The organism is Cryobacterium inferilacus (genome assembly GCF_019599185.1).
GTDB classification, from domain to species: domain Bacteria; phylum Actinomycetota; class Actinomycetes; order Actinomycetales; family Microbacteriaceae; genus Cryobacterium; species Cryobacterium inferilacus.
The window spans coordinates 66,241-92,016 of record NZ_JAIEUL010000014.1 but is presented as its reverse complement, the minus strand read 5'-3'; the positions used below and the strand labels follow the sequence as shown (position 1 = coordinate 92,016).

The 25,776-nt window shown below is 68.4% G+C and carries 23 protein-coding genes; 7 read left to right on the top strand and 16 right to left on the bottom strand.

All coding sequences use genetic code 11. The features are described from left to right. Positions 1-255: 255 nt before the first annotated feature. From K2F54_RS13310 to K2F54_RS13285, 6 genes are all read right to left on the bottom strand, one after another. The gene (locus tag K2F54_RS13310; RefSeq protein ID WP_255577091.1) at positions 256-2,211 is read right to left on the bottom strand and encodes a glycoside hydrolase family 35 protein; all 1,956 of its coding nucleotides are present in this window, start codon (positions 2,209-2,211) and stop codon (positions 256-258) included. Next, a complete protein-coding gene (locus K2F54_RS13305; RefSeq protein ID WP_220606347.1) occupies positions 2,208-4,406 on the bottom strand; it encodes a beta-galactosidase in 2,199 nt (732 codons plus the stop codon). Before K2F54_RS13305 ends, K2F54_RS13310 begins: the two co-directional genes overlap by 4 nt. After that, the gene (arfA, locus tag K2F54_RS13300) at positions 4,397-5,935 is read right to left on the bottom strand and encodes an arabinosylfuranosidase ArfA (protein ID WP_220606346.1); all 1,539 of its coding nucleotides are present in this window, start codon (positions 5,933-5,935) and stop codon (positions 4,397-4,399) included. The genes K2F54_RS13305 and arfA overlap by 10 nt, the downstream gene beginning before the upstream one ends. 79 nt (positions 5,936-6,014) lie before the next feature. Beyond that, the gene (locus K2F54_RS13295) at positions 6,015-7,367 is read right to left on the bottom strand and encodes an ABC transporter substrate-binding protein (RefSeq protein WP_220606345.1); all 1,353 of its coding nucleotides are present in this window, start codon (positions 7,365-7,367) and stop codon (positions 6,015-6,017) included. Between the two features lie 101 nt (positions 7,368-7,468). Beyond that, complete coding sequence (locus K2F54_RS13290) at positions 7,469-8,278, bottom strand: carbohydrate ABC transporter permease (RefSeq protein ID WP_255577102.1); 810 nt, start codon at positions 8,276-8,278, stop codon at positions 7,469-7,471. A 148-nt stretch (positions 8,279-8,426) separates the two neighbouring features. Then, a complete protein-coding gene (locus K2F54_RS13285) occupies positions 8,427-9,371 on the bottom strand; it encodes a carbohydrate ABC transporter permease (protein ID WP_220606343.1) in 945 nt (314 codons plus the stop codon). A 217-nt stretch (positions 9,372-9,588) separates the two neighbouring features. Between K2F54_RS13285 and K2F54_RS13280 the strand changes: the two genes are divergently transcribed. The 7 genes from K2F54_RS13280 (at position 9,589) to K2F54_RS13250 (ending at position 16,263) form a co-directional block, all read left to right on the top strand. Next, positions 9,589-10,578, top strand: a complete 990-nt coding sequence (locus K2F54_RS13280) for a LacI family DNA-binding transcriptional regulator (protein ID WP_220606372.1) — start codon at positions 9,589-9,591, stop codon at positions 10,576-10,578. Between the two features lie 699 nt (positions 10,579-11,277). Beyond that, on the top strand, positions 11,278-11,958 hold the full coding sequence (locus K2F54_RS13275; protein ID WP_220606342.1) for a hypothetical protein: 681 nt from the start codon (positions 11,278-11,280) through the stop codon (positions 11,956-11,958). Then, on the top strand, positions 11,951-12,367 hold the full coding sequence (locus K2F54_RS13270; protein ID WP_220606341.1) for a phage holin family protein: 417 nt from the start codon (positions 11,951-11,953) through the stop codon (positions 12,365-12,367). Before K2F54_RS13275 ends, K2F54_RS13270 begins: the two co-directional genes overlap by 8 nt. Beyond that, entirely contained in the window at positions 12,364-12,936 is a 573-nt protein-coding gene (locus K2F54_RS13265; RefSeq protein ID WP_220606340.1) for a DUF3618 domain-containing protein, read from the top strand. Before K2F54_RS13270 ends, K2F54_RS13265 begins: the two co-directional genes overlap by 4 nt. A gap of 48 nt (positions 12,937-12,984) precedes the next feature. Beyond that, positions 12,985-14,049, top strand: coding sequence for a YihY/virulence factor BrkB family protein (locus tag K2F54_RS13260; protein ID WP_220606339.1), 1,065 nt, complete (start codon positions 12,985-12,987; stop codon positions 14,047-14,049). Between the two features lie 79 nt (positions 14,050-14,128). Next, positions 14,129-15,091, top strand: coding sequence for a manganese catalase family protein (locus K2F54_RS13255; RefSeq protein ID WP_220606338.1), 963 nt, complete (start codon positions 14,129-14,131; stop codon positions 15,089-15,091). Next, complete coding sequence (locus K2F54_RS13250) at positions 15,088-16,263, top strand: alcohol dehydrogenase catalytic domain-containing protein (RefSeq protein ID WP_220606337.1); 1,176 nt, start codon at positions 15,088-15,090, stop codon at positions 16,261-16,263. Before K2F54_RS13255 ends, K2F54_RS13250 begins: the two co-directional genes overlap by 4 nt. A 46-nt stretch (positions 16,264-16,309) precedes the next feature. Here the strand turns inward: K2F54_RS13250 and K2F54_RS19760 are convergent, their stop codons facing one another. The 10 genes from K2F54_RS19760 to pta all read right to left on the bottom strand — a co-directional run bounded on the left by K2F54_RS19760 (position 16,310) and on the right by pta (position 25,774). Further along, complete coding sequence (locus K2F54_RS19760; protein WP_489667116.1) at positions 16,310-16,624, bottom strand: DUF7882 family protein; 315 nt, start codon at positions 16,622-16,624, stop codon at positions 16,310-16,312. Between the two features lie 35 nt (positions 16,625-16,659). Beyond that, entirely contained in the window at positions 16,660-17,538 is an 879-nt protein-coding gene (locus K2F54_RS13240; RefSeq protein ID WP_220606336.1) for an NAD(P)H-hydrate dehydratase, read from the bottom strand. After that, a complete protein-coding gene (locus K2F54_RS13235) occupies positions 17,522-18,319 on the bottom strand; it encodes a histidine phosphatase family protein (RefSeq protein WP_308287654.1) in 798 nt (265 codons plus the stop codon). Before K2F54_RS13235 ends, K2F54_RS13240 begins: the two co-directional genes overlap by 17 nt. Then, positions 18,309-19,190: an SDR family oxidoreductase gene (locus K2F54_RS13230; RefSeq protein WP_220606335.1), complete on the bottom strand. Its 882-nt coding sequence runs from the start codon at positions 19,188-19,190 to the stop codon at positions 18,309-18,311. Before K2F54_RS13230 ends, K2F54_RS13235 begins: the two co-directional genes overlap by 11 nt. A gap of 59 nt (positions 19,191-19,249) precedes the next feature. Next, entirely contained in the window at positions 19,250-19,804 is a 555-nt protein-coding gene (locus K2F54_RS13225) for a hypothetical protein (protein WP_220606334.1), read from the bottom strand. A gap of 173 nt (positions 19,805-19,977) precedes the next feature. Continuing rightward, entirely contained in the window at positions 19,978-20,808 is an 831-nt protein-coding gene (locus K2F54_RS13220) for a DUF2382 domain-containing protein (protein WP_374107295.1), read from the bottom strand. An 81-nt stretch (positions 20,809-20,889) separates the two neighbouring features. Further along, a complete protein-coding gene (locus tag K2F54_RS13215) occupies positions 20,890-21,549 on the bottom strand; it encodes a hypothetical protein (protein ID WP_220606333.1) in 660 nt (219 codons plus the stop codon). A gap of 215 nt (positions 21,550-21,764) precedes the next feature. Further along, positions 21,765-22,169 carry a YccF domain-containing protein gene (locus K2F54_RS13210; protein ID WP_220606332.1) on the bottom strand — a complete coding sequence of 135 codons (405 nt, stop codon included), beginning with the start codon at positions 22,167-22,169 and terminating at the stop codon, positions 21,765-21,767. Positions 22,170-22,367: 198 nt separating this feature from the next. Further along, positions 22,368-23,561 carry an acetate/propionate family kinase gene (locus K2F54_RS13205; protein ID WP_220606331.1) on the bottom strand — a complete coding sequence of 398 codons (1,194 nt, stop codon included), beginning with the start codon at positions 23,559-23,561 and terminating at the stop codon, positions 22,368-22,370. Then, positions 23,558-25,774, bottom strand: coding sequence for a phosphate acetyltransferase (pta, locus tag K2F54_RS13200; RefSeq protein WP_220606330.1), 2,217 nt, complete (start codon positions 25,772-25,774; stop codon positions 23,558-23,560). The genes K2F54_RS13205 and pta overlap by 4 nt, the downstream gene beginning before the upstream one ends. Positions 25,775-25,776: the final 2 nt, after the last annotated feature.

The window sequence follows — 25,776 nt, the reverse complement described above, 5'->3', positions numbered from 1 at the left end:
GGCGGTAACCACGAGGTCAATGGTACTTGCTGCCACCGACACCCCGGGTGGGTGGTGCACAGGCTGGCGGATGCGCATCCGTTGCGGAGCGGATGGGACGCGCGGGTGGCGGCCGGGACGGGCTCGGCGCGGCGGCCGAGGCCCCACGCCACCACCTGTGGTCTTCGTTTCCGGACTTCGCAGGGTGTTCGGGCCGGATGACTGTGCGAAGTCCGCAAATGAACGGGGGCGACCGGGGAAACGGGGTCGACCGGGCTAGAAGTCGGTGTGACCCAGGTCGGGACGGGCGACGAAGCGGGCGACGGTTGCCTCGGTGCCGTGCAGGCACAGGATGACCAGCTCGTTCTCGGCGCGCAGGATCGGCCCGGGCACGTAGAGGGTGGTTTGCGGGCCGCGGTCCCAGAACCGGCCGAGGTTGAAGCCGTTGATCCAGGCCTGGCCCTTGCCCCAGCCGGCGGTACTCAGGAACAGGTCCACACCGGGCTCGGCGCCGAACCGGCCGCGGGCGAACGCCGGGCCGCTGAGCGAGGCGGGGGCGACCTCGGCCGGAACCAGCTCGAGAACCGGCGCCTGCCGTGCGGCCGGGGTCGGTGAGAAGGACGGGGTCGGGGTGAGATTCACCGCGAGGTCGAGATCCACATCGAGGTCCAGGTCCACCGGGTGGGTGCAGGGAGCCGCACCGGCGGGGGCCGTGACCGTCGCGAACAGGGCGCTGCCGGCGCGCACGAATCCGTCGACGTCGAGCGGGAGCACCTGCCAGTCGGTCAGTTCGGCGCCGTCGAGGGCGGCCGGGCCGATCAGGCCCTTGTCCTCGCCGATGCGCGGGCCGTAGTTGACCCGGCCTTGGTCCTCCACGAGCAGGTCGAGGCGCTCCCCCGGCGGCAGGCTGATCGACCGGTCGTGGTGATCGCGCTGCAGCACACCGACGGGGGTGCGGTCGACGAAGACTTGGGCGCGGTCGCGCACCTCGGCGAACGACAACACCCGGGCACCCGGCGTGAGCCGGCTGCGGTACAGGGCGAACCCGGTGTAGTGACCGAGCGCATCCATGCTGGGCAGGGCGGATGCCGCCGGCACGGCAGCAGCAGCAGCAGGCACGGCCGGCACGGCCAGCTCGGGCAGGGCCTCCCAGAGGGAGACCGATTCGTCGAGGGCGACGGTGAAGGCCGGCGCGGGGCAGCCGGGCTCTGGCAGGTCGGCGGGCACCGGGGCGTAGCGGGCGAGCACCTGGCGGAAGGCCAGGTACTTGGCCGTGATCTCGCCGCTCTCCGACAGTGGGGCGTCGTAGTCGTAGCTGGTGACGGTGGGCTGGTACACACCCTTGTCGTTGGCGCCGTTGGTGAAGCCGAAGTTGGTGCCGCCGGTGAACATGTACAGCGACACGGATGCGCCGGTCGCCAGCAGGTCATCCAGCTCGCGGGCGGAATCGGCCGCCGAGGTGGTGTGGTGGTGCGCACCCCAGTGGTCGAACCAGCCGTTCCAGAACTCGGCGCACATCAGCGGCCCGGTGCTCTGGTGTCGCCGCAGCACCTCAAGCCGCTCGGTGGCGCGGGAGCCGAACGAGCCGGTCTTGTGCAGCTCCGGGAGGCTGCCGTCGGCGAGCATCTGGTCGGTGGGCTGGTCGATGGTGGTGAGCGGCACGGTGATGCCGCCGGCCCGGTTGAGCTCGACGAGCGCGCGCAGGTAGTCCTTGTCGTCGCCGTAGGCGCCGTACTCGTTCTCGATCTGCACGAGAATCACCGGGCCACCGCGGTCGATCTGCCGCGACGCCACCAGCGGCAGCAGCTGCTCGAAGTATTCGGTGACCGCCGCGAGGTAGAGCGGCTCGTGCCGGCGCACACCCACGGCCGGGTCGTTGAAGAGCCAACCGGGCAGGCCCCCGTTGTCCCACTCGGCGCAGATGTACGGGCCGGGCCGCACGATCGCGTACATGCCCTCGGCCGCGATCAGGTCGAGAAACCGGCCCAGGTCGAGCTGGCCGGTCGTGTCGAACTCGCCGCGCTGGGGCGAGTGCGCGTTCCAGGCCACGTAGGTCTCGATGGTGTTCAGACCCATCAGACGGGCCTTGCGGATCCGGTCGGCCCAGTGATCCGGGTGCACCCGGAAGTAGTGGATGGCCCCGGCCAGCACCCGGAACGGCTCACCGTTGAGGAGGAAGTCGGTGGCACCGATGGCGAAGGTGCCCGGGGTCGTGGGGGTGGTGTCGCTCATGGTCGGGCCTCGGTTCGGGGGCGGCGCAGCACGGCGACGCCGGTGGCGGGGAGAGTGAGGGAGTCGGCGGCGAGGGTGCTGCCGCCGAGGTCGAGCGAGGCGAGGGCGCCGTCGGCCGGGCGCAGCGCCACGGTCACCGCTCGCGCAGAGTGGTTGATGTAGAAGAGGTACTCCTCGGTGTCGCTCTGCCGCACTGCCAGCTGCACGGAGCCGCGCACGTCCTCCGGCAGCGGCGAGCTGAGGCCGGCATCCGCACTGATCCGACCCACGAAGGCGGTGAGGGCGGCGCGGTCGAGCACCGTGCCGACAAAACTGGCCCGGCCGCCGCCCGGCAGCTCGCGGGTGGTGATGGCTGGCACGCCGGGAAACGGGCCGTCGGCGAAGCGGGCGAGCACCTCGACGTCGGGGCCGACGGTGACGTCGTGGGTGAGCAGCGAGCCGGTGGAGCCGGCCGGCAGTTCACCGGTGAGCGCCACGGTCTGACCGGCGAGCAGGCCGCCGAATTCCTGCGCCCGGATGCCGAGCAGCTCACGGAAGGCGCCCGGGTAGCCACCGGGGTGAATGTGGTCGTCGGCGTCGGCGATGCCGGAGAACACGCCGACCACCAGGTGGCCGCCGCCCTGCGCGTAGTCGGCGAGGGCATCCGCCAGCGGTATCGGCACGAGGTAGAGCATCGGCGCGATCACCACGTCGTAGCCATTGAGGGCAGAGCCGGCCAGGCCGGGGCCGCTGAGCACCGACCGGGCCGGCACGATGTCGGCCTGCAGCCCGTTGGCCAGCGCGGCGGTGTACCAGGCCATGGCCTCGGTCTTGTAGCGCAGCAGTTCGGTGGGGTGCGAGTCGAGCTCGGCGGCCCACCAGGAATCCCAGTCGAAGAGGATGCCGATGCGCGCCTGCTTCGTGCGGCTGCCGGCGACCTCGGCCAGACCGGCCAGCTCGGCGCCGAAGCGGGTGACGCTCTGGAACACGGTGCTGTCGGGGCCCGCGTGCGGCAGCATCGCGGAGTGGAACTTCTCGGCGCCTGCCAGCGACGCCCGCCACTGGAAGAAGCAGATCGCGTCGGCGCCGTGGGCGAGGTGGGTGAGGCTGTCGCGGCGCAGCTGCCCCGGGCTCTTGGCCTGGTTCACCGGCTGCCAGTTGACGGCGCTGGTGGAATGCTCCATCAGGAACCACGGAGCCCGACCGGCGATCTGGCCGGTGAGGTTGGCCGAGAAGGAGAGCTCCTCGAACGCCTGCGGGTCGGCGACGAGCAGGTAGTGGTCATTGGAGACCAGGTCGATCTCGCCCGCCCAGTCGGCGTAGTCCATGCCGCGGGTCTCGCCCATCACCATGAAGTTGGTGGTGATCGGCACCGTCGGGGTGACCCGGCGCAGAATCTCGCGCTCGTCGATCAGGTAGTCCTTGAGGGCGTCGCTCGAGAACCGGGCGAAGTCGAGCTGCTGGGTGGGGTTCGGATGCGTCGCCGCGAGTCGGGGCGGCAGGATCTGGCTCCAGGCGGAGTAGTTCTGCGACCAGAACGCGGTGCCCCAGGCCCGGTTGAGCTCGACCAGTGACCCGTAGCGGGCCTCGAGCCAGGTGCGGAAGGCGCTCGCCGCGTCATCGGAGAAGTCGTAGACGTTGTGGCAGCCGAGCTCGTTGCTGATGTGCCACATCGACAGGGCCGGGTGGTCGGCGTAACGCTCGGCCATCTGCTCGACCAGGGCGAGGGCGTAACGGCGGAACACCGGTGAGGTGGGGCGCCACTGCTGGCGGCCGCCGGGCCAGATGGTCTCGCCGGTACGGGTGACCGGCAGCACCTCCGGGTGCAGTTCGGTGAGCCACGGCGGCGGGCTGGCGGTGGCGGTGGCGAGGTCGACGGCGATGCCGTTGGCGTGCAGCAGGTCGATGGCGCGGTCGAGCCAGCCGAAATCCCAGGTGTCGGGGGTGGGCTGCAGCAGCGCCCAGGAGAAGATGCCGAGACTGACGATGTTGACGCCGGCCTCGCGCATCAGGCGCATGTCGTCGGCCCAGACCTCTTCGGGCCACTGCTCGGGGTTGTAGTCGGCGCCGTAGCCGATGCGGGCCGCGTCGGCGGGCAGGCTCTCGGAGCCGTCGGCGAGGGTGTGCGCGGCGGGCCAGCGCACCCAGTGCGGTGCGGCTGTCGAGGCAGGGTCACCAGGTCTCGACAAGCTCGACCAACGATCGGTCACCGGCATGCTGCGACCCGAGCGGAGAGGCGCACGATCGACCAGGACAAGGCGGGCAGCACGACCGTGGCGGCGGTGCCATCCGCGGCCAGCGTCACCTCCGTCAGCGGCACCGGGCGCACCCGGTCGGGCTCATCGACGGTATTGCTGGCGAAGCGGTCACCGCCCTCCGGCGCGAACAGGCTCTCTGCCGAGAGCACCGCACCGGCGGGGGCGCCAGCCAGGTCGACCTCGAGGGTGAGCGGGTCGGTGCTGGACCGGTTGACGAGGAACAAGACGATCTCCTCGTCGGTAGCGGTCACCGCGGCATCCACGAGGTCGACGGTGCCGTGCGCCCTGGTGTCGTAGGTGTCGGAGTGGATGGTGGCGGCCAGCACGTCGCCGCGGGCGGCGGTTGCGGTGCGGGCGAAGGGGAAGAAGGTGGTCTGGCGCCAAGCCGGGCCGCCCGGCTCGGAGCGGATCGGCGCGATGACGTTCACGAGCTGGGCGAGGTTGGCCATGCTGACCCGGTCGCTGTTGCGCAACAGGGTGATCAGCAGGGAGCCGACGACGACGGCGTCGCTGACGTTGTATTCGTCTTCGATCAGGCGCGGGTGGGTGTTCCAGTCGCCGGTGAACAGGGGTTCCTTGTCGACCTCGTTGAACCGGGTCTGGTCCCAGACGTTCCACTCGTCGACGCTGATGCCGATTGTTTTGTCGAGGCCCTGCGCCACGGTGACCTCGTCGATGATCTGGGCGACGTCGCCGATGAAGCGGTCAAGGCCCACGCCGGAGGCGAGGAAGCTGTCCAGGTCGCCGGGTTTTTCCTCGTAGTAGGCGTGCAGGGAGATGTGGTCGACGAGCTCCGCGGCGTGTTCGAGCACGGTGCGTTCCCAGCTGCCGAAGGTGGGCATCTCGGCGTTGGAGCTGCCGGCGACGACGAGCTCGACGGTGGGGTCGACCCACTTCATCACCCGGGCGGTTTCGGCGGCGAGCCGGCCGTATTCCTCGGCGGTCTTGTGGCCGATCTGCCAGGGGCCGTCCATCTCGTTGCCCAGGCACCAGACCCGGATGTCGAACGGTTCGGTGCGGCCGTTGGCGCGGCGCTGGTCGCTGAGCGCAGTGCCGGCCGGGTGGTTGGCGTATTCGAGCAGGGCCGCGGCGTCGGCGATGCCCCGGGTGCCGAGGTTCACGGCCTGCATGATCTCGACGCCGGCCTTCTCGGCCCAGTCGGCGAATTCGTGCAGGCCCACCTCGTTGGTCTCCACGGAGTGCCAGGCCAGGTCCAGGCGCACCGGGCGGTCGGGGCCGACGCTGTCTTCCCAGCGGAATCCCGACACGAAGTTGCCGCCCGGGTAGCGGATCAGGCTGGGGTTCAGCTCACGCACGAGGTCGAGCACGTCTTGGCGGAAGCCATCCGCGGTGGCGGTGGGGTGCCCGGGTTCGTAGATGCCCGTGTACACCGCGCGGCCCATGTGCTCGACGAATGAGCCGAACAGCCGGGGTGAGACGGGGGCAACGATGTCGTCGCGGGTGATGCTGAGCCGGGCGTGGAACACGAAGAAGATCCTCTGGTTGGAAGCTGATGGTGCGCGAAGGGTGGGCCGTCCAGCGGACTGACCCACCCTTCGCCCGGTGTTACTCGGTGACCGTGAAGCCCTGCTCGTTGCCGTAGGCGACGATGGCCTTCTGCCAGTCGGTCAGGCCGGCGTTGAGGTCGGACTTGTCGGCGTAGGACTGGCCGACGGTGTCGGAGAAGATGCTGTTCGAGTAGACCTGGAACGGCAGGTAGCTCCAGCCCTCGACGACGTCGTTGGCGGACTGCACCAGGACCTCGTTGATCTTCTGGCCGCCGAAGTACTCGCTCTCGTAGCCGAGGAACTCGTCGGACTCGAGGTCGGCGACGGTGGACGGGAAGCCGCCGGCGTCGATGGAGATCTGGGTGCCTTCGCCGGAGTTCATGAACTCGACGAAGCCGGCCGCGGCGAGCTTGTTCTTGCTCTGGGCCAGCACGGCGTCGCCGCCGCCACCGTTCTCGGCGCTGGCGGTGTCGCCGGCCTCGTAGACGGGCAGCGGGGCCACCCGCCAGTTTCCGGCGGCTTCCGGCACGCCGGATTCCAGGTTGCCGGGCATCCAGGCGCCGATGTTGAGCGTGGCGATGGTGCCGTCGCCCAGGCCCCGGTACCACTCGTCGCTCCAGCTGGAGGTCGGCGCGATGAGGTCCTTCTCGAGCAGCTGGTTCCAGGTGTCGGCGAACTTCTTCGAGCCCTCGTCCTGCAGGTTGATCGCCACGTCGGTGGAGTCGGTGGTGGTGAACGGTTGGCCGCCGGCCTGCCAGATCATGCTGGTGGCGAAGCCCGCGTCGCCGGTGTCGTTGGTGATGTAGGCGTTCGGGTTGGCCGCGTGCAGCTTCTCGGCGGTGGCGATGTACTCGTCCCAGGTGGTGGGCACGGTCAGGCCGTACTGGTCGAAGACGGCCTGGTTGTAGAACATAGCCATGGGGCCGGAGTCCTGCGGCAGGGCGTAGACGCCGCCGTCGAGGTTCACCGAACCCCAGGTGCTGGCGGTGTACTGGTCTTCGAGGGAGTCCAGGCCGAAGTCGCTCAGGTCGACGAGGGCCTCGGAGAGGGCGAACTGCGGCAGCGCGTAGTACTCGATCTGGGCCACGTCGGGGGCGCCGGAGCCGGCCTTGATCGCGTTCTGCAGCTTGATGTACTGGTCGTTGCCGGTGCCGGCGTTGACCACGTCGACCGTGACGTTGGGGTACTTCTTCTCGAACGCGGTGGCGATGTCTTCCACGGCCGGGGCCCAGGCCCAGACGGTGAGGGTGGTCTCTTCCTGCAGTGCGGCCTCGATGTCGTCGGCGGTGCCGGTCTCGGCTCCGCCTCCGCCGGTGGAGGCGCAGGCGGCGAGGGAGACGCTCAGGGCGAGTCCGGTGGCGACGGCGAGGGCGGTGCGGCGGAGCCGGGTGTTGCTGTGGGGTGCTTTCATGGGGATGCCTTTCACTTCCTTGTAAACGGATGTTCGGTGCTGCGGATGACGGATGGTGCGGGTTTCGGTGCGGGTAAGACTGGATGGATCGGTTTGGGGGGCTACGCCTTGACGGAGCCGGCGGCGAGGCCGGACTGCCAGTAGCGCTGCAGGAACAGGAACGCCACGACGATCGGCACGATCGTGAGCAGCGACCCGGTGATGACGAGGTTGTAGATGACGTCGCCGCCCACGGTCTGGGCCTGCATGTTCCACTGCTTCAGGCCCACGGTCAGCGGGTACCAGGTGGGTTCGCTGAGCATGATCAGGGGCAGGAAGTAGTTGTTCCAAGTGGCCACGAGGGTGAACAAGAGCACCGTGACGAGGCCGGGGGCCAGGAGCTTCAGCGAAATCGTGAAGAAGGTGCGGAACTCGCCCGAACCATCCATTCGCGCGGCCTCGAGCACCTCGGTGGGCACCGCGTCCATGGCGTAGGTCCAGATCAGGTACAGGCCGAACGGGCTGATCAGCGAGGGCAGGATGACCGCCCACGGGGTGTTGGTGAGGCCCATCTGGCTGAACATCAGGAAGGTCGGCACCGCCAGGGCCGTGCCGGGGATGGCGACGGCGCCGAGCACGACGGCGAAGACGGCCTTCTTGCCGGGGAAGTTGAACTTGGCCAGGCCGTAACCGCCGAGGGCTGCCAGGAACGTGGCGCCGCCGGCGCCGACGACGACGTAGAGCACCGTGTTGCCGAACCAGCGCACGAAGACGCCGTCGTTGTAGGTGAGCGTGGCGATGATGTTGTCCCAGAGGGCGAAGTCACCGCTGAACCAGAGGCCGAACGAGTTGAGCAGCTCGGCCTGGGTCTTGGTGGAGTTCACGAACAGCCAGAACAGGGGCAGCAGGCTGTAGATCAGCAGGGCGCCCATGACGATGGTGAGGATGATGGACTTCTTGGTGTGCAGCGCCTGGGTCTGCTTGGCCGTCTTGGTGTAGCGGGGGGCCCGCGAGCCTTTCTTGGGGCCGGCCGCGGCATCCGTGGTGGACAGCGCTGTGGCCTGGTTAAGAGTCGACATCTCAGACCTCCTTCCTTGATCCGGAGTTCTGCACGATGTAGGCGATGACGGCGGTGATGAGGCCGACGATGATCGCGATGGTGGCCGAATAGTTGTACTGCTGGCCCGAGAACGACAGGTTGTAGGCGTACATATTCGGCGAGAAATAGGTGGAGATGGTGTTGGGCGCCAGCGACTGCAGGATGCTCGGCTCGTTGAACAGTTGGAAGCTGCCGATCACGCTGAAGATGCCGCCGATCACGATCGCGGGCCGCAGGGTCGGCAGCTTGATGCTGCGGATGATGCGGAACGCGTTGGCGCCGTCGAGCGACGCGGCCTCGTAGAGGTCGGTGGGGATCACCCGGAGGGCGGCGTAGAACAGGATCATGTTGTAGCCGATGAATTCCCAGGTGACGATGTTGCCGATCGCGGCGAGCACCCAGGTGTTGCCCAGCGGGTTGGGGATGGCGAGGTCGAAGAAGTCGTTGAGGTTGCCGACCAGGCCGAACTTGGTGCCGTACATGAAGCCCCACATGAGCGTGGCGACCACGGCGGGAACCGCGTACGGCAGGAAGATCGCGATGCGGAAGAAGCTGGACAGGTGCAGGCGGGCGCTGTCGATGGCGAGGGCGGCGAAGAGGGCGATGCCGAGCATGATCGGCACCTGCACCACGAAGAACAGGGTGACCCGGCCCATCGACTCCCAGAACTTGGGATCGGTGAGCGCCTGGCCGTAGTTCTCGAAGCCCACGAAGGAGTTGCCGCCGACGAGCTGGTCCTTGAAGAAGCTGAGGTAGATCGAGTACAGCACCGGGGCGATGAGCACGAGGGCGAACACGATCATGAACGGGCCGATGAACTTCCAACCGGTCCAGTCGCGTTTCTGCACGCGCGGTTTGCGGGGCTTCTGCAGCGCCTGGGTACTGGGGGCCTGGCCACTAGGGGGGAGTGTTGACAGCGTCGTCATGCCTGTTTTCTCTGGCTCGGGGGTGGTGCGACGGAGGGTGGAACCGGAACGCCATGTTTACGTAAACATTCCGTGTTGAGCACGCTAGCATGTTTACGTAAACATATTGAAATTTTTCTGAGAGCCGGGAGCGCACGTGGCAACGATCAGCCCCACCAACGGCGCGACAGCCGGCGCGCGCACCAGTCCCCCGGTGCGCGCCGGAAGGCAGCCGTCGATGGCGGATGTCGCGGCGCTGGCCGGGGTCTCCTCGCAGACGGTCTCCCGGGTGGTGAACGCCCGTAGCAACGTGGACGCCGACACCCGCGACCGGGTGCTCTCGGCGATGGATGAGATCGGCTACCGGCCCAACAGTGCCGCGCGGGCGCTCAAGTCCGGCCGGTTTCGCACCATCGGCGTGATCATGTTCGGGCTGTCGAGCTTCGGCAACATGCGCACCCTCGACGCCGTGGCCACCGCCGCCGCCGAGGCCGGCTACTCCATCACCCTGCTGCCGGTGGCACTGCCCACCCAGGGCGCCGTGGCCGGGGCCGTGAACCGGCTCGCCGAGCAGGCCGTCGACGGCATCGTGATCATCATGGAAGCGCACATCCTGGACCGGATCGACGTGACCGTGCCGACCGGGTTACCCGTCGTGATCGTCGACTCCGACGCGGGCGCCCGGTACACCGTGGTCGACACCGACCAGACCGAGGGAGCCCGGCTGGCCACCCAGCACCTGCTCGACCTCGGGCACACAACGGTCTGGCACATCGCCGGTCCGGAGTCGTCGTTCTCGGCCGGGCGGCGCACGGCATCCTGGCGCGCCACCCTCAAGGCGGCCGGCGCCCCGGTGCCGCCCGTGTTGGAGGGCGACTGGAGCGCACAGAGCGGCTACCGGCACGGGGTGACGCTGGCTGCCGACCCGACGGTCACGGCGATCTTCGCCTCGAACGACCAGATGGCCCTCGGCGTGATGCGGGCCATGCATGAGGCCGGCCGGTCGGTGCCGGCATCCTGCAGTGTCGTCGGCTTCGACGACATGCGTGAGGCGGATGCCTTCTGGCCACCGCTGACCACCGTGCACCAGGACTTCGGCCAGGTGGGGCGGCTCTGTATCGAGAAGCTGCTGCGCCAGATCGACTCCCCCGCGGCCGTGGGCCCCGGCACCACCATCGTGCCCACGCACCTCGTGGTGCGGGCAAGCACCGCGCCCCCGCCCGGCTAACTTCCCCGTCTCGACCGGCGGATGCCTATGGACGCCCCCACTCGCTGGTCGAGCTCGTCAAGACCCCGTGACGTCCGGCCCACCGGGTCTCGACAGGCTCGACCACCGGGATGGTCGGGTTGTGCCTGAAACATACGGATGCCTGTGGGCGCTGCCGCGGCATCCGCACGCCGGCTCGCCGGGTCTCGACAAGCTCGACCAACGGGATGGTCGCGCCCCGTCTTCAACCGGCGGATGCCTATGGGTCGCGCCCACTCGCTGGTCGAGCTTGTCGAGACCCCGTGACGTGCCTATGGGGCGCTGCCGCGGCATCCGCAGGTCGGCTCGCCGGGTCTCGACAGGCTCGACCAACGGGATGGTCGCGTCGGCGTCGACAGGCTCGACCGGAGGGATGGGGGCGCCCCGTTTTCGACCGGCGGATGCCTGGGGCGCCCCCATTCACCGGGAGGCACGGGGACGAAGACGGGCGCAACTTACTCTGGTTTTGGGATCCGCGCTACCCCCTCTGACGGTTACGTTGCCATGGCCGCTGCGCCTATATATAGACGGCGAAATGCCTGTTTCGTCACAGAAAAAATCCAAAATCACCAGATCTCGCCAAGTGCTTGAAACGACGTTTAAGTCGAATAATGATGGTCGCATCACGACCTGGGCGTCGAGCCGCGACGCCCTGTCAACATCGATTTCTCAAGGAGAGTCATGTCGAACACGTATCCAACATCCGCTCCCGAGGCCAAGGAACGCTCCGCTGAAGTGAAGGACACCTCGGTCGCTGCCGGCCAGCACGTTGCCGGCGTCGCCAAGGATGAACTGCACAAAGTCGGCAGCGAAACCAAGCAGCAGGCCAAGGACCTCTACCGCCAGACGCAGGGGGAACTCAAGGACCAGGCGGCGGCGCAGCAGCAGCGGGTCGCCTCCGGCATCCGCTCACTCAGCGACGAGTTCGGCTCGATGGCCGAGAAGTCCGAGACCCAGGGCGTGGCCAGCGACCTCGCCCACCAGGCGGCCACCCGTGCCGCCGGCGTGGCGGACTGGCTGGAGCAGCGCGACCCTGCCGCCCTGCTCAACGAAGTGAAGAGCTTCGCCCGTCGCCGCCCCGGCGTGTTCATCGCCATCGCCGCCGTCGCCGGCGTCGTCGCCGGTCGCCTGACCCGCTCGGTGATCGCCGAGTCCAAGGAGTCCGCGGACTCCGCACCGACCGCCAGCGCCACCCCGCGCGGGGTGCACAGCCAGACCGGAACCGACTACGGAGTCGGCACCACTGCCGGCGCCGAGTACGGCACCGAATACGGCCTGGGCAACACGACGGGCGCCCCCACCGGAGTCGGGACCCCGCTCGCCGCGGAGTACCCGGACTACCAGGAGAACCGCAATGAGTGACCTGCCCACACCCTCCGAACGCAAAGCCGCAGACACCTCCCTGGGCGACCTGCTCAGCGAGGTGACTCGCGACGTCTCCGTCCTGATGCGCCAGGAAGTCGAACTGGCCAAGGCCGAGGTCAAGCAATCCGCCACTCGCGCCGGCAAGGGTGCCGGGATGTTGGGCGGGGCCGGGTACGCCGGCCACCTCACCGTCCTGTTCCTGTCGTTCGCGGCGTGGTGGGGACTCGGACACGTCATTGACATCGCCTGGGCGGCCGTGATCGTCGCCGTCATCTGGGGCATCGTCGCCGCCATCCTGTTCGTGCTCGGCCGCAAGGAAATGCAGGCCATCAAGGGCGCACCCGAAACCGTCGACTCCCTGAAGCAGATTCCCGACGCACTGAAACGAAATGAGGAAAACCGATGAGTATTTCCAACCCGAGCTCCGACCCCGAAGTTCTGCGGACCCAGATCGAAGACACCCGCCGCGAGCTGGGCGCCGATGTCGACGCCCTAGCCGACAAGGTCACCCCCGGCAAGATCATGCAGCGCCAAGGCAACAAGGTCCGAGGAGCGGTCTCCTCGGTGAAAGACAGGCTGATGGGCAGCGCATCCGATGCCGGCGACTCCCTCGGTGGCGTAGCCGACGAGGCTTCCGGCCTGGCACACACCGCCGTCGACAAGGCGAAGGGCAACCCGCTTGCTGTGGGCCTGATCGCGTTCGGCGTGGGCTGGCTGGCGTCGTCGCTGATCCCCGCCAGCACCGTCGAGAAGCAGGTCGCGGCGAACGTGAAGGACGCCGCCGAGCCGCTGGTCGACGAGGTCAAGGACGCCGCGAAAGAGGTCGGTGAGAACCTCAAGCAGCCGCTCACCGACGCCGCGCAGGCCGTCAAAGGCAAGGCCACGGATGCCGCCGGCACGGTGAAGTCCGAAACCACCTCCTCCGCCCAAGAGGTGCGCGACACGGCGACTCCGGGCGGACAGGGCACCGTCTAAGCAGCGGAACCCACACCATCCGCCAGACGAGAACGAGGAGATGTACCGGTGGCCCAGAACACCAGCGAGAAGAAGAACGCCGCCCCCTCCCCCGACGATCCGCGCAAACCGGATACACCGGGTGAGGTGAAAAAGCCGTCCTGGAAGTACGCGTTCAAGAAGACGGTGCGGGAGTTCTCCGCCGACCAGTGCACCGACATCGCCGCATCGCTGACCTACTACGCGGTGTTGGCGCTGTTCCCGGCGCTGATCGCGCTGATCTCGCTGCTGGGCGTCGTCGGCCAGGGCCAGCAGTCCGTCGACACCATCCTCGATCTCGTCAACCAGGTGGCTCCCGGCGGCACGGCCGACGTGCTGCGCGACCCGCTCGAGCAATTCAGCTCGTCGCCGGCCGCCGGGTTCGCCCTGGTCTTCGGTATCGTGCTGGCTGTCTGGTCGGCGTCCGGTTACGTCGGCGCGTTCAGCCGGGCGATGAACCGGATCTACGAGATCGAGGAAGGCCGGCCGTTCTGGAAGCTGCGCCCGATGCAGTTGTTCGTGACCATCGTGAGCATTCTGCTGATCCTCATCATGGTCGTCATCCTGATCGTCTCCGGCCCGGTGACGGACGCGGTCGGCAGCGCCCTCGGCCTCGGTGAGACCGTGCAAATCGTCTGGTCGATCGTGAAGTGGCCGATCCTGGCCATAGCGGCGGTGCTGATCATCGCGATTCTCTACTACGCCACCCCGAACGCCAAGCAGCCCAAGTTCCGCTGGATCAGCCTGGGCGCGCTGCTGGCGCTGATCACCCTGGTGATCGCGTCGTTCCTGTTCGGGCTCTACGTCACCAACTTCTCCAACTACGACCGCACCTACGGGTCGCTCGCCGGCGTGGTGATCTTCCTGCTCTGGCTCTGGATCGCCAACCTCGCCTTGCTCCTCGGCGCCGAGTTCGACGCCGAGCTCGAGCGGGGCCGGCAGCTTCAGGCCGGCATCGCCGCCGAGGAAGAGATCCAGCTGCCGCCGCGGGACACCCGCAAGAGCGACAAGGCGGCCCTCAAAGACCGTGAGGACATCGCCATCGGTCGGAAGCTCCGCAAGGACGCCGCAGAGCACGCCGACACCAAGCGCTGACACCCGGCGCTGGCATCCGCCGCACCCGATTCACGCACCGCCAACTTCCCCATTCGCACCACCATCGAAGGGAACACCTATGTACTTCCACGTGCAACGACTCATTCACGACATCGCCCAGGACGAGCCGGATCCCGCCGCCGCCAATGCGCTGCAGGAAGGCCTCGGCGGCCAGTTCGGCGAGATGCGCACCATGATGCAGTACCTCTTCCAGTCGATAAACTTCCGCGGCGCGGCGGCCAAGCCGTACCGCGACCTGATCCAAGGCATCGGCACCGAGGAGATCAGCCACGTCGAGCTGATCGGCACCACTATCTCGCGGCTGCTGGATGGCTCGCCACGGTACCAGGGCAAGGTCACCGATCCGCTCGACAAGCCCGGCTCCGGCGGCGACATCCCGCTGAACATCGCCCTGGACCAAGGCAACATCCACCACTATCTGGTCGGCGCGCAGGGTGCGCTGCCGGTGGACGCGGCGGGCAACCCGTGGAGCGGCAGCTACGTCTACAACTCCGGAAACCTGGTGCTCGACCTGCTCTACAACCTGATGCTGGAGTCCACCGGCCGGCTGCAGAAGTGCCGGATCTACGAGATGACCGACAACAAGACGGCCCGGTCCACGATCTCGTACCTGATCGTGCGCGACCAGGCCCACGAGAATGCCTACGCCCAGGCGCTCGAGACCCTCGGCGTGCACTGGAACACCCTGCTGCCGATCCCGAAGACCAACGCGGAGAAGTTCCCCGAGGTGAAGAAGATGCTCGACCTCGGCCTGCACAGCAAGCAGTACACCTTCGACCTCGCCGGCCAGTCCGAGGCGGGCAAGATCTTCCAGGGCATGTCGCCCTCCAAGGACGGCACCAAGCTTGTCGCCGACCAGCAGGCGCCGGAGGGGGTGCCGTCGGTGATCGCGCCGGAGCGGCTCGAGGAGTTCTCGCCGGGGCTGGACCCGGAGCTGATCGAGCTGATCCAGGCGACGGCGGCCATGGAGATGGCGGAGGTGGAGTCGTTCTACGGCCCCACCACGTCGACGACCGCGTGAAGGCCCTCACCTGGCAGGGCAAACGGCACGTCGCGGTCGAAGAGGTGCCTGACCCGGTCATCGAGAAGCCGACGGATGCGGTCATCCGGATCACGTCGACGGCCATCTGCGGGTCGGACCTGCACCTCTACGAGGTGTTCGGGCCGTTCCTGAAGCCCGGCGACATTCTCGGCCACGAGTCGATGGGCGTCGTGGACGAGGTGGGCGCATCCGTTCGGAATCTGGTGCCCGGTGACCGGGTGGTCATCCCGTTCGTGATCGCGTGCGGCGACTGCTTCATGTGCCTGCGCGGGTTGACCACCCAGTGCGAGACGACCCAGAACCGCGCCCACGACAGCGGCGCCTCGCTCTACGGGTACACCGAGCTGTACGGCTCGGTGCCCGGCGGGCAGGCCGAACGGTTGCGGGTGCCGCTGGCCGACTTCAACGCGCGCAAGGTCGGTCACGACCTGCCGGATGATCGGTACCTCTTCCTCAGCGATATCCTGCCGACAGCCTGGCAGGGCGTCGCATACGCCGACCTGCCGAGGGACGGCGTGCTCGGGGTGCTCGGCCTCGGCCCGGTGGGCCAGTTCGTGGGCCGGATCGCCCGGCACCTGGGGCACCGGGTGGTGGCCGTGGACCCGGTTGCCGAGCGTCGCCTGATGGCGGAACGCTACGGCATCGAGACGCTGGACCTCACCGAGGACGTGCTGGAACGACTACGCGACAGCACCGATGGCCGGGGGCCGGACTCGATCGTCGACGCGGTGGGCCTTGAGGCCCATGCTGCGCCGGCAGCCAGTCTGGCGCAGGCCGCGGTGGGGCTCCTGCCCGACGCTGTGGCGCAGAAAGTAATGAACACTGGCGGGATCGACCGGCTCAGTGCGATGCACCTCGCGTTCGACGCCGTGCGCCGCGGCGGCACGGTGTCTCTCAGCGGGGTGTATGCCGGTGAATCCGACCCCACCCCGATGAAGTCGCTGTTCGACAAGCAGGTCACGGTGCGGATGGGCCAGTGCAACGTGCAGTCCTGGCTGGACGAGCTGATTCCGCTGGTTGAAAATCCCGCCGACCCGCTGGGCGTGGAGGACCTGGTGACGCACCGGGTGCCGCTGGAGAGGGCGCCGGAAATGTACGCGCTCTTCCAGAAGAAGGAAAAGGGCTGCATCAAGGTGGTACTGACCCCCTGAGCCGAACCGGCCCGGTTCGAACCGGCGCGGAACCGACCCAGGGCGCTCAGCCGTCGATGACGCGCGCGCGCTGGTGACGTTCCGGCGGTTCGGCACTGAGCAGCAGGCCCTGGCCGCTGTTCGCGGCAGCGGTCAGGACGTCGATCCAGGCCCGGTTGATGATGGGCGTTTTGCCGCCGTTGTACTTGAAGAACACGGGAATGCCGGGGTGCAGCCAGACACTGGACCGGCCGGTGCCGGCGGCCGGCGAATCGTTCCAGGACAGGAAGAAGCTCTCGCCCCGGCGCAGCTTTGAGCCGATGACGATCTGCAGGTGAACCAGCGCACGGTCATCGAAATGAATCTCGATGCCGTCGTAAATGAGTTTTCCGATGATCGATCTCCTATCGGGGGCGGTCAGGGCCGTTGGCCCAACTCGGCGAGCAGGGTGGGCAGCTCGGGCAACAGTTCTCGGGCGAGATACCCGGTAGGACCCACGCGGGCGTTCAGCCGGTCCCCCGCGGCCGCGTGCAGCCAAGTCCCCCAGCAGGCGGCCTGCTCGGGGTCGGCTCCGCGGGCGAGCAGGCCGCCGATCGCTCCGGCCAGCACGTCGCCGCTGCCCGAGGTGCCCAGTCCGCCCTGCCCGGTGCCCGTCAGCCAGATCCGTCCATCCGGGGCGGCAATGACACCCTGACAGCTCACCGTGGCGGTGAACCGCGCGGCAATCCGGGTGACGTCGTCCTGGAGGTCGTCGAGGTCGCGACCCAGGAGCAGGCCGGCCTCGGCCGGGTTGGGGGTGAGGACGAGGGCACTGGTCGGTCGGAAATCGTCGCCGAGGTCTGGCAGGGCGCCGAGAGCGAACGCATCCAGCACCAGGCCGACGGCTGGGTCGAGCAGAGCGGGCTGCCCGCCGAGCAACGCTTTCGCTTCGTCGGCGTCGTCGAGGCCGCTGCCTAACACGACGGCATCCGCGTCGCCGAGCTCGTCGGCCAGCGCGGCGAGGTCGCCGCCGCGCACCGCCCCGGCCGGCGTCTCCGGCAGGCCCACCACGCCGGCTTCGGGCACGGCGACGGCCAGCGGCACCGCCACCGACGCGGCCACGCCAAGCGTGAGCCGGCCGGCTCCGACGCGCAGGGCAGCGGTGCCGGCGAGCAGGGCGCCACCGGGCGACTTACGGGCCCCGCCGACCACGACCACCTGGCCCCTGGCGTACTTGGAATCGGCGCCGGACGGCAGCGCCCAGCCCCGCAGCAGCGCGGGCGTCAGGACGATGCCGCGTTCAGTCGGCGGCGACATCGGCGTCTTTCGCGGAGGTGTGCGCGGTGACGCTGGCGCCGGCCGTGACCAGGTGGGACACGTCGTTGTAGGTCTCCACCCGCCACGGCGCCCGGCGGTCCTCCCGCACCAGGCGGGTGATGGATGCGTTCAGCAGCGGTTCGGTGCGGGCCAGGTGCAGGGCGTCGAGTTCGGCGAGTCCCTCGCACACCATGCGGAAGAGCAGGATGACGGCGTCGTGGGACACCACCAGGGCGGTCGTGCCGCAGTCGTCGGCGTCGAGAGCCGGCAGGAACGAGCGGATGCGCAAGCTCACATCGGCCCAAGATTCGCCGCCGGGCGGCCGGTAGTAGTACTTGCCCAGTCGGCGGCGGCGGGCGGCCTCGATGGGGAGCCGCGCCTCGACTCCGCGGCTGGTGAGCAGGTCGAGCACGCCGAGTTCGCGGTCACGCAACCGTTCGTCCGGAATCTGGCGGGTGCCATCCGGCCGGCCGGCGAGGGCGATGCTCGCCGTCTGGGCTGCCCGCAGGTACGGGGACGCCCACACCGATTCCGGGTACTCCCCCGCCGGACGGGAGTCCAACCAGCGCCGCAACGCCTCAGCCTGGTCGGTGCCGGTGCCGGTGAGGGGCACGTCCGCGTCTCGCAGCGGCATGTCGACGATCTCGGCGCCCGCGGCTTCGGCCGCGGTCGCGGCGACGTTCGCCGCGCTCTCGCCGTGCCGCACGAGCAGCACCGACGTGGCGCCGCCGCCCGTGCGGCCGTTCAGGTGGTTCTGCCGGCGACCGGCGTCAGAAGCCACGGCCGCCCGTGACCGGCACGACGGCGCCCGAGATGTACGACGCTTCCGGGGAGGCCAGGAAGACGTACGCTGCGGCCAGTTCGGCGGGCTGTCCAGCCCGGCCGAGCGGGGTGTCCTGACCGAAGCTCGGCAGCTTGTCGGGCCAGGAGGTCGCCGGGATCAGCGGCGTCCAGATCGGGCCGGGGGCGACGGCGTTCACACGCACCCCGGTGGAGCCGAGCTGCTGAGCGAGGGCCTGCGTGAACGCGACCAGCGCGGCCTTGGTCATCGCGTAGTCGATGAGCTGCGGCGACGGGCTGGACGCCTGGATCGACGACGTGGAGATGATCGACGAGCCGGGGGCCAGGTGAGGGATGGCGGTGCGCGCGATCCAGAGGGTGGCGTACAGGTTGGTCTTGAAGACCTTGTCGAACTCCTTCGTGGAGAGGTTCTCCAGGCCGTCGCGGTTCTCCTGGTACGCGGCGTTGAGCACCAGGATGTCCAGCCCGCCCAGGGTGGTGACGGTCTCGTTCACGATGGAGATGCAGTGCCCCTCTTCCCGGATGTCGCCGGGCAGCAGCAGGGCGGTGCGGCCGGCGGCGCGGATCAGGGCCGCGGTGTCCTCGGCATCCGCCTGCTCTTCTGGCAGGTAGGAGATGGCGACGTCGGCGCCCTCCCTGGCGTAGGCGATGGCGACGGCGCGGCCGATGCCGGAGTCGCCGCCGGTGATCAGGGCGCGCTTGCCGGTGAGCTTGCCGCTGCCCACGTAGGTGTCCTCACCGTGGTCGGGGCGCGGTTCCGTGGCACCGGTCAGGCCGGGCTGGTCCTGCTCCTGCTTGGGGAAGCCGTCGGAGAAGTACTTGGTCGTCGGGTCTTCGTTTGCGTTCGTCATGGGTACTCCTCGTGAGGTGGCGGCCCGGGTCGAGATGACCCGGGCCGGGAATGCTTCGCTCAGCGCTTGATGAGTCGCTGCAACCAGCCGCCGGTGCTGGCGACGGGGCGCTGCTGTTCGCCCTGTTGGGCGGCGAGCACGATCAGGATCAGCGTGATCGCGGGAGTGACCCACTGCATGATGCGCTGTTGGCTCTGCACCGACGCCACCTCGTCGGAGGTGGTGCCCGTGGGCTCAGTGGTGCCCTCGACGGGTTCGTCACCGCTGGCGGCCATCCGCGTGCCGAGGACGCCGGAGTAGATGCTGGTGCCGATGGCGGCCACCGTGAGGGCCGCCTTCACACCGGTGTTGACCCGGCCCTCCTGTTGGGCGGCGAGTCGTTCGGTGTTGCCGAGGATCAGGCCCACACCGCCGATGCCGTGCGCGATCATCGCCGCGAACTGCACGGGCGTCCAGTGCTTCCAACCCACGCTGGCCACCGCGAGCCGTTCCCGGGGGTTGCTGACCGAGGCCGCGGCGCTGTTCAGCCCCACCGCCCCCATCAACGAACCGCCGAACCAGGCGGCCAGGCCGACGTCGTGAAGGCTGCGAACGAGAGTGTTGCGTGATGACATACGGGTACTCCTCGTGATTATCGAGCGTTATGAGTAAGACGTTGTCCCGGCGGGAAACGTCATGACGAACGGCGGATCGAATTGCGCGGGCGCCCGAACGCCCTCACAACACCGGGCCCCGGGAAGTTTCCTGGGGCCCGGTGGGGTGGTGGGTACGGTTCTCGACGGGCCTTCTACAGGGTGTCGTCGCGGGACTGACGGCGCTGGCGGTCGATGTCCGACTCGTCGTAGTCGATCTCTTCCTTGCGCACGTCTTCGGAGACCCGCTGGTCTTCGGTGACGGTCTCCTTGCCCAGGCGCACGCGCTCCACCGGGACGGTCTCCTTGTCCACCACGACGCGCTCTTCGGTGAGCTGAACCTCGTGCTCCTCCTCGCTGAGGTCGGGGCCGGAGGTGGCCTTGCCCACGTTCGCCTCGGTGATGGGTTCCCGCTCCAGGGTGACCTCTTCGTGGCTCACCGGCACCGTGACGGTCTGGTTCTCCGTCACCACGTGCTTGCGCAGCCGGGCCCGGCCGGCCCCGACCTGCTCCTTTCCAACGCGGAGCTGCTCCTCGGAGCGGGTCATCGCGTCATCCGTCGTAGGTCCGGAGGTGTCATAGCCCTCCGTGCGGCGGTCGCCGACCGTGGCGTCCCGGCTGGTGTCGTCGTAGGTTCCGGTGGTGCCGGTGCTCTGGCCGACGGTGGACCCGCTGAGGCCGTAGTACCGGTAGAGCGCGTCTTCATCGGCGCTCTCCAGCGAGCCGTCGGTGTCGATGCGCGGGGCGTCCTTCACGAAGTTCTTGTCGTAACCGATGCGCAGCTCGTCGCCCGTCCAGTCGGCACTGTCGAGCGGCGCGAAGGATTCGCTGGTACCGAAGAGGCCGGTCTTGACCGTGACCCAGCTGGGCTGGTTGGTGGTGCTTTCCAGATACACCTGGCCGACGGTGCCGACCTTGCGACCTTCGGTGTCGACGACGTTGGCACCGATGAGGGAATCGATGTTGTTGGTGTTGATCATTGTCATTTCTCTCTTCCTGCTTTGCACGCCGAACGAGTTGCCCGGCGATGGTGGGGCGGTGGATCGATATGAGGATCGAGGATGGTTCTACTTGCCGAGTCCGACCTTGTCGACCTTGCGGTGGTACCGCATCCCGGCGATGCCGCCGAGGATGGCGCCACCGAGGCTGACGATCGCGATCGCAATAGCCGTGATGATGCTGCCCAGCGCGAGGTCGCCCTCGTTGACCGGGATGCGGGGGAAGCTGTTCAGGTTGGCGAGGATATTGAACTGGCTGCCCGCTATGGCGCCCACGATAGCCAGCACCACGGCCACGATCAATGCCCAGAGCCACACGGCGATGCCCTGCTTCGCGCCGCTGAACCGCGCCATCCGGCCGGCGACGTACCCGCCGCAAAAGTACGCGACGAACACGACGACACCCAGGGCGATGGCGCCGATCAGGCCGACGGTGGCAGCGTTCTCGGCCGCGGCCTCTGTGGTCTGCTCAGGGTCGGCCTGGGTGCCGAGCCCGACGGCAGCGCCGGCGCCCGCGACCAGCGCGGTCAGCAGAACCGCTGCCCCGGTGGCGGTGAGCCAGCCGAAGAAGGCGGTGAAGAAGCGCATGCCGCCGAACTCTTCCTTCTGCCGTGCGACGACGTCTTCCCGGATGGTGTTGCCGCTGGTGGCGGCGTGGGCGGCCGGCTGGGTGTCGCCGGCTGCCAGGGGCGGCGGCGGCTGGCGGGGTTCGTTCTGCGCTGACGTCATGAGGTTCTCCTTCGAACGATGGTGCCGAGTGGAACGGTTACGTCGGCCCGAATAGGGCTACCCCCTAAAGACGGGCAGACTCGGCCCATCGTCACGCCCGGTACTGAAGTTTCCTCAGATTGATTGTGAGGCAGGCGGAGAACTTTCGGGCACGCCGCAATCCGCGCCGCCGGACATGGCGGGTCGAGAGAATCTCCGCCTGCAGTGGCGCGGGTTCAGTTCCGGGACAGCGCGCGGTCGAACTCGCCGCCCGTGGGCACGATCTCCTTGCCGAGCGGGGCGAGGGAGATGGGCACCATCTTGAAGTCGGCGATACCGAGCGGGATGCCGATGATGGTGACGCAGAGGGCGATGCCGGAGACGATATGCGCCAGGGCGAGCCACCAGCCGGCCAGGATGACCCAGATCACGTTGCCGATGAAGGAGAAGGCACCGCTGGACGGCTTGTCCACGATGGTGCGGCCGAACGGCCAGAGAGCGTAGATGCCGATGCGGAAGGAGGCGATGCCCCACGGGATGGTGATGATGAGGATGCACAGCACGATGCCCGCGGCCAGGTAGCCGAGGAAGAGCCAGAAGCCGCTGAGGACGAGCCAGATCAGGTTGAGTAGCGTGCGCACGCGGGAACTCTACCGCAGCGGGTTGGCCTGCGCGTGGGGTGCGACGTGCACGCACGTCGCGAGGTCTCGACAAGCTCGACCAGCGGGTGGGGGGGGCGAACAGCGCGGGGACCCGAACTCGCAGGGCTGGGTTACGAAAATCCGGCCTTCGTTCGGGAACGAAGGCCGGATGCCGGTAACTCAGTTGGTACGCGAGGGCTAGATGACCGCTCGGGACTCCCGCGCGATCTCGAGTTCCTCGTTGGTGGGGATGACGAGCACCGTGACGCGGGAGGCATCCGTCGAGATGACGCGTGCGCCACGCGAGAACGCGTAGTTGCGGTCGTGGTCGACCTGGATGCCGAGGCCCTCGAGGCCCTCCAGCGCCCGCTCACGGATGACACCGGAATTCTCTCCCACTCCCGCCGTGAAGACGATCACGTCAAGTCCGCCCAGCTGGGCCATGTAGTTGCCCACGTAGCCCCGGATGCGGTGGTAATACACGTCGAGGGCGGCCTGCGCGATGGCGTCGCCGGCCAGGGCTGCCACCTCCACGTCGCGCATGTCACCGTTGCCGGTGAGTCCGAGCATGCCGCTCTTCTTGTTCAGCAGTTCGTCGAGCTGGTCGATCGAATAGCCGGCCTTGCGGTGCAGGTGGAAAAGCACGGCCGGGTCGATGTCACCGGACCGGGTGCCCATCACGAGGCCCTGCAGCGGGGTGAGGCCCATCGAGGTATCGATCGACTTGCCGCCGTCCACGGCGCAGGCCGACGCGCCGTTTCCGAGGTGCAGCACGATGGTCTTGAGCTCGGCGAGCGGACGCCCGAGGAACTCGGCCGCGGCCTCCGACACGTACTTGTGCGAGCTGCCGTGGAAACCGTACCGGCGGATCCCGTGCTTGGCGGCGAGGGCGGTGTCGATCGCGTAGGTGTACGCGGGCGCCGGCATGGTGAGGTGGAACGAGGTGTCGAACACCGCGACGTGCGGCACGTACGGGAAATTCAACCGCCCGGCCTCGATGCCCTGAACGTGTGCGGGGTTATGCAGCGGGGCCAGCGCGGAAAGCTCGGTGATCTGCGCAAGAACCGTGTCGGTGATCACGGTCGGGCCGGTGAAGATGGCGCCGCCCTGCACAACGCGGTGGCCCACGGCGACGAGGTCGATTTCGGTCAGCTGCGGTCCGTGCTCGGCGAACCCGGCGATCATCGCGGCGAAACCGACGGTGTGGTCGCGGATGGTCAGGTTGGTGTCCTGACGCTCGCCTCCGGCTGCGACGTTGGTGTGCCGGGCCCTGCCCAGCTTTTCCCCGATGCGCTCGACGAGCCCGCCGGCCAGTTCGGTTTCGGTGTCGACGTCGATCAGCTGGTACTTGAACGACGAGGACCCGCTGTTGATGACGAGAATGGCGGTCATACGGATGCCTCGACTGCTGCCAGCGATGCGGCCTGGATGGCGGTGATCGCCACGGTGTTCACGATGTCCTGCACGAGGGCTCCTCTGGAAAGGTCGTTGATGGGTTTGCGCAGGCCCTGCAGGACGGGGCCGATCGCCACGGCGCCAGCACTGCGCTGAACCGCCTTGTAGGTGTTGTTCCCGGTGTTGAGGTCGGGGAAGATGAAGACGTTCGCCTTGCCGGCAACGGCGGAGTCCGGCATCTTCGCGGCGGCCACTGCGGCATCCGCGGCGGCGTCGTACTGGATGGGACCCTCGACGGCGAGGTCGGGGCGACGCTCACGCACGATGGCGGTGGCCTCCCGCACCTTCTCGACATCCGCGCCGCTGCCGGACCCGCCGGTGGAGTACGACAACATCGCGATGCGCGGCTCGATGCCGAACTCGACGGCCGTCTCCGACGCCGAGATGGCGATGTCGGCCAGCTGCGCGGCGGTGGGGTCGGGGTTGACCGCGCAGTCGCCGTAGACGAGCACCCGGTCGGCCAGGGCCATCAGGAACACGCTGGAGACCACGGACACGCCGGGGCGGGTCTTGATGATCTCGAAGCTGGGCCGGATGGTGTGCGCGGTGGTGTGCGATGCGCCGGAGACCATGCCGTCGGCCAGGCCGAGCTGCACCATCATCGTGCCGAAGTACGAGACGTCGGTGACGACGTCGCGGGCCTGGTCGATGGTGACGCCCTTGTGGGCGCGGAGGCGGGCGTATTCCTCGGCGAAGCGCATCCGCAGCACGTCGTCGAACGGGCTGACGACGCTCGCCTTGGCGATGTCCAGGCCCAGGCCGATGGCGCGCGAGCGCACCTCGAACTCCTCACCGAGGATGATCAGGTCGGCCACGTCGCGGGCCAGCAGGGTGGCGGCGGCGCGCAGCACGCGGTCGTCGTCGCCCTCTGGCAGCACGATGCGCATGCGGTTCTGGCGGGCACGCTCGAGCAGGGTGTACTCGAACATCAGCGGGGTGACCACGTCGGCGCGGCTCACCTTGAGCCGGTCGAGCAGGGCCGCACCGTCGACGTGCTGTTCGAACAGCGCCAGCGCGGTGTCGTGCTTGCGCTGCGAGTCGGCGGCGAGGCGGCCGCGGGTGTGGGTGATGCGCAGCGCCGCTTCGTACGAGGCCAGGTCGGTGCGGATGATCGGCACCGACGGGGCCAGGCCCTGCATGAGCTGCTCGATCGACTCCGGCAGCGCGAACCCGCCGACGAGAACCACACCGGCCAGCGACGGGAAGGTCGCGGACGAGTTGGCCATCAGCGCGGCGAGGAGCACCTCCGGGCGGTCGCTGGGGATGACGACGACGGCGCCCTCTGCCAGCCGGGGCAGCACGTTGACCATCGACATGGCGGCCACGACCACGCTGAGCGCCTCACGGGAGAGCAGCTCCGGGTCGCCCTGCACCAGGGTGCCGTGGGTGGCCTCGAGGATGGTCTTCATGCTCGGAGCAACGAGGAACGCGTCTTCGGGGATCGCCCAGACGGGTACGACGGCGGTGGGCGCCGCATCCGACGCCGGCGGGGTGTTGTCGACACCCTCGCGCACCGCGGCGATGAGGCCGCTGAGGTTCTCGGGGTCGGCGCGGTTGACCACCACACCCAGTAGCGAGACGTGCTCAGAGGCGAGTTCGGTGAGCGCCACGTCGGTGAGCTGACGGATGTCGTCACTGGTGCGCGGTTCGCTCTGGCCGAGCTGGTCGCTCTGGCCCAGCCCCTCGCCCTGACCGAAGGCCACCCGGCCGGCCAGCACGAGCAGCACCGGCACGCCGAGGTTCGCGGCGATGCGGGCGTTGTAGGCCAGTTCGGTGGGGCTGCCGACGTCGGTGAAGTCGCTGCCGATGACCACCACGGCGTCGCACTGCGCTTCGACTGCCTTGTAGCGGGCCACGATGCGAGCCAGCGCGGCATCCGGGTCGGCGTGCACGTCGTCGTAGGTGACGCCAACGCACTCGTCGTAACTGAGCGCGGGCTGCGCCGCCGTGTGCGTGCCCACGGGTTTACGGGCCTGCAGGTGGGTGAGCAGCAGCTCGAGCACGTAGTCGGGCTTGTGCTTGGAGCGGGCGATGGGGCGGAAGACGCCCACCCGCTCGATGGAGTGCAACAGGGTGTCGAGAACGCCGAGTGCGATAGTAGATTTGCCGGTATTTCCCTCGGCGGAGGTGATGTAAATGCTTCGAGCCACGG

Coding starts and splice junctions, on each gene's coding strand:
- K2F54_RS13310 (WP_255577091.1), bottom strand. CDS start 2,211: ATGAGCGACACCACCCCCACGACCCCGGGCACCTTCGCCATCGGTGCC.
- K2F54_RS13305 (WP_220606347.1), bottom strand. CDS start 4,406: ATGCCGGTGACCGATCGTTGGTCGAGCTTGTCGAGACCTGGTGACCCT.
- K2F54_RS13295 (WP_220606345.1), bottom strand. CDS start 7,367: ATGAAAGCACCCCACAGCAACACCCGGCTCCGCCGCACCGCCCTCGCC.
- K2F54_RS13290 (WP_255577102.1), bottom strand. CDS start 8,278: ATGGGCGCCCTGCTGATCTACAGCCTGCTGCCCCTGTTCTGGCTGTTC.
- K2F54_RS13285 (WP_220606343.1), bottom strand. CDS start 9,371: ATGACGACGCTGTCAACACTCCCCCCTAGTGGCCAGGCCCCCAGTACC.
- K2F54_RS13280 (WP_220606372.1), top strand. CDS start 9,589: ATGGCGGATGTCGCGGCGCTGGCCGGGGTCTCCTCGCAGACGGTCTCC.
- K2F54_RS13275 (WP_220606342.1), top strand. CDS start 11,278: ATGTCGAACACGTATCCAACATCCGCTCCCGAGGCCAAGGAACGCTCC.
- K2F54_RS13270 (WP_220606341.1), top strand. CDS start 11,951: ATGAGTGACCTGCCCACACCCTCCGAACGCAAAGCCGCAGACACCTCC.
- K2F54_RS13265 (WP_220606340.1), top strand. CDS start 12,364: ATGAGTATTTCCAACCCGAGCTCCGACCCCGAAGTTCTGCGGACCCAG.
- K2F54_RS13255 (WP_220606338.1), top strand. CDS start 14,129: ATGTACTTCCACGTGCAACGACTCATTCACGACATCGCCCAGGACGAG.
- K2F54_RS13240 (WP_220606336.1), bottom strand. CDS start 17,538: ATGTCGCCGCCGACTGAACGCGGCATCGTCCTGACGCCCGCGCTGCTG.
- K2F54_RS13230 (WP_220606335.1), bottom strand. CDS start 19,190: ATGACGAACGCAAACGAAGACCCGACGACCAAGTACTTCTCCGACGGC.
- K2F54_RS13225 (WP_220606334.1), bottom strand. CDS start 19,804: ATGTCATCACGCAACACTCTCGTTCGCAGCCTTCACGACGTCGGCCTG.
- K2F54_RS13220 (WP_374107295.1), bottom strand. CDS start 20,808: ATGACAATGATCAACACCAACAACATCGATTCCCTCATCGGTGCCAAC.
- K2F54_RS13215 (WP_220606333.1), bottom strand. CDS start 21,549: ATGACGTCAGCGCAGAACGAACCCCGCCAGCCGCCGCCGCCCCTGGCA.
- K2F54_RS13205 (WP_220606331.1), bottom strand. CDS start 23,561: ATGACCGCCATTCTCGTCATCAACAGCGGGTCCTCGTCGTTCAAGTAC.